The organism is Micromonospora endophytica (assembly GCF_003236305.1).
Classification (GTDB): Bacteria; Actinomycetota; Actinomycetes; order Mycobacteriales; family Micromonosporaceae; genus Micromonospora; species Micromonospora endophytica.
In genome coordinates this window covers 1-3204 of the sequence record NZ_POTX01000410.1, presented here as the reverse complement: position 1 = coordinate 3204, position 3204 = coordinate 1, and the positions used below count along the sequence as shown (strand labels likewise).

General features: G+C 70.5%; 2 protein-coding genes and 1 riboswitch. Both genes read right to left on the bottom strand.

Translation table 11 applies throughout. From position 1 onward, the window contains the following. Positions 1 to 2101: aminomethyl-transferring glycine dehydrogenase (gcvP, locus tag C1I93_RS29870; RefSeq protein ID WP_111246585.1), on the bottom strand; the 2101-nt coding region annotated here is incomplete at its 3' end. 76 nt (positions 2102 to 2177) lie between these two features. Continuing rightward, positions 2178 to 2276: riboswitch (glycine riboswitch) on the bottom strand. A gap of 57 nt (positions 2277 to 2333) precedes the next feature. Next, positions 2334 to 3194 (bottom strand): NAD-dependent protein deacetylase, encoded by an 861-nt coding sequence (locus C1I93_RS29865; protein WP_111246584.1) that lies wholly within the window; start codon positions 3192 to 3194, stop codon positions 2334 to 2336. Between the last annotated feature and the right edge of the window lie 10 nt (positions 3195 to 3204).

The window sequence follows — 3204 nt, the reverse complement described above, 5'->3', positions numbered from 1 at the left end:
CACCCCCACCATGCGGAATGCAGAACGTCTTGTGCAGGTTCAGATGCGACACGTCCGCGCCGAACCGGCCCGGCTTGGCGAACCCGACAAGCGCGTTGAGATTCGCCCCGTCGACGTACACCTGCCCCCCGGCGTCGTGCACCTTCGCGCACAGCGACGCGATACCCGTCTCGTACACCCCGTGCGTCGACGGATACGTCACCATGATCGCCGCGAGGGCGTCCCGATGCTTCTCGATCTTCGCGTCCAGATCGACCAGGTCGACGTTGCCGTCGGCGTCACAACCGACCACCACCACCCGCATCCCCGCCATCACCGCGCTGGCGGCGTTGGTGCCGTGCGCCGACGACGGGATCAGACACACGTCCCGATGCCCCTCACCCCGACCGCGGTGGTACGCCCGGATCGCCAGCAACCCCGCCAACTCACCCTGCGAACCGGCGTTGGGCTGCACACTGACCGCGTCGTAACCGGTCACCTCCGCCAGCCACCCCTCCAACTGGCCGATCAACTCCCGGTAACCGACGGTCTGCTCCGCCGGCGCGAACGGATGCACGTCGGCGAACTCGGGCCAGCTCACCGGCTCCATCTCGGCGGTGGCGTTCAGCTTCATCGTGCACGACCCGAGCGGAATCATGCCCCGGTCCAGGGCGTAGTCGGCATCGGCCAACCGCCGCAGGTAACGCAGCATCGCCGTCTCCGACCGGTGCCGGTGAAACACCGGGTGGGTCAGGAAATCAGACGTCCGCGCCAACGCCGCCGGCAACGCGCATCTGACCTCGCCGTCGAACGGCGCCACGTCGAACGCCGCCCACACCGCCACCAGATGCGCGTCGGTGGTGGTCTCGTCACAGCTGATCCCGACCCGGTCGGCGTCGACCAGCCGCAGGTTCACCCCGCGGGCCGCCGCAGCCGCCACCACCTGCCCGGCCCGACCCGGCACCGTGGCGCACACCGTGTCGAAGAACGGCCCGTCGGCCACCTCGACGCCACCGGCCCGCAGCCCGGCGGCCAGCCGCACCGCCGCCTCATGGGTACGCGTCGCGATCGCCCGCAACCCGTCCGGGCCGTGATACACCGCGTACATGCCGGCCATCACCGCCAACAGCACCTGCGCGGTGCAGATGTTGCTCGTCGCCTTCTCCCGCCGGATGTGCTGCTCACGGGTCTGCAACGCCAACCGGTATGCCGCGTCACCAGCCGCGTCCCGCGACACCCCCACCAACCGGCCCGGCAACATCCGCTCCAGGCCCGCCCGCACCGCCAGATAACCGGCGTGCGGCCCACCGAAGCCCATCGGCACCCCGAACCGCTGCGTGGTGCCGGCGGCGATGTCGGCACCCACCTCACCCGGCGGCCGCAGCACCGTCAACGCCAACAGGTCCGCCGCCACCGTGACCAACGCACCGACCCCGTGCGCCGCCACCACCAACGGCGCATGATCACGTACCGTGCCGGCCGCCCCCGGATACTGCAGGTGCAACCCGAAGAACTGCTCCGGCAACTGCTCCCCGTCCACGTCGAGCACCCGCACCTCGATGCCCAGCGGCTCGGCCCGACCACGGATCACCGCGATGGTCTGCGGCAACGTGTCCGCGTCGACCACGTACACCCGGCTGCTGCTCTTCGACGCCCGCCGCGCCAACGTCATCGCCTCCGCCGCCGCGGTGGCCTCGTCCAGCATCGACGCGTTCGCCGTGGCCAGACCGGTCAGGTCCGACACCATCGTCTGGAAGTTCAGCAGCGCCTCCAGCCGCCCCTGACTGATCTCCGGCTGATACGGCGTGTACGCCGTGTACCAGGCCGGATTCTCCAGCACGTTACGGCGGATCACCGCCGGGGTGTGCGTACCGTGATACCCCAACCCGACCATCGACACGGCGACGGTGTTCCGCGCCGCCAAGGCCCGCAACTCGGCCAGGGCCTCCTGCTCACCGGCCGGCGCCGGCAGATCCAACCGGCCGTGCCAGCGGATCACCTCGGGAATCGCCGCGTCCATCAACTCGTCGATCGAGGCGTACCCGACGGTGTCCAACATCCGTCGTTCCTCGTCGGGTCCGGGCCCGATGTGACGGTCGGCGAACTGCTCAGCGGTGGTCATGGGCGACGCTCCTGCGGGGGCGGGTCGACAGGTCGGCCCTCCCCCTCTGTCACACCCGCGGGCGCTCCACAGTGCCTGCCCCGACGCGGTCCTTTTGCCTGAGAGGTTCCGGGGAGGATTTGCCCCTTCGGCGCCGACCCGGATGGTTCCGGGCGGTCTCTCCCACGTGGGTGATACCGGCATGGTCAACGCTACCAGCGTGCCTGTTTCCCACGCGTGTCATCCCCCAGGCTCAGCCCACCACCGGCTGCGGCGACCCCGCACCCAGCGGGCACAACCGGTCCGCCAAGGTCGGCAGCAGCACCCCCAACGGCGCGTCCACCGTCACAGCCGCGTACGCGTCACCGCGGGTCGGACCCTGGTTGACGATCGCCACCGCGACACCGTCGCGGGCCGCCCGCAGCACGAACCGCCGCCCCGACATCACCGTCAACGACGACCCCAGCACCAGCAGCAGCCGAGCCGCCGCCACCATCGAGAAACACCGCGCCACCCGGTCCACCGGAACCGTCTCACCGAAGAACACCACGTCCGGTTTGAGCATCCCTGTGCCACACGCCGCGCAATCCACCACCCGGAACCCGGCCACCACCTCGTCGTCCAGGTCGACGTCACCGTCGGGGTTGACCGCCACCGCCCGCGCGTCGAAACCCGGGTTGGCCTCGGTCAACCGCCGATGCAGCTGCTCCCGCGACGTGCCGACACCGCAGTCCAGGCACCGCACCTCATCGAGGCGGCCATGCAACTCCACCACCTGCCCGGCGCCGGCGACCGTGTGCAGACCGTCGACGTTCTGCGTGATGATCCCGTCGACCAGGCCGGCACGTTGCAGCCGGGTCACCGCACGATGCCCGTCGTTGGGGGCCGCCCGCGCGATCGTGCGCCACCCCACATGACTACGCGCCCAGTACCGCCGCCGCGCCGCCGCGTCCCCGACAAAGGTTTGGTACGTCATCGGCGTGTGCCGACGCGCCACCCCGTTCGGTCCCCGATAGTCCGGAATGCCCGACTCGGTGGACAGGCCCGCGCCACTGAGCACCACCACCCCGCCGCCGGACACCAACTCCGCCAGCCTCCGCACCCGCTCACTCACCCACCCATGC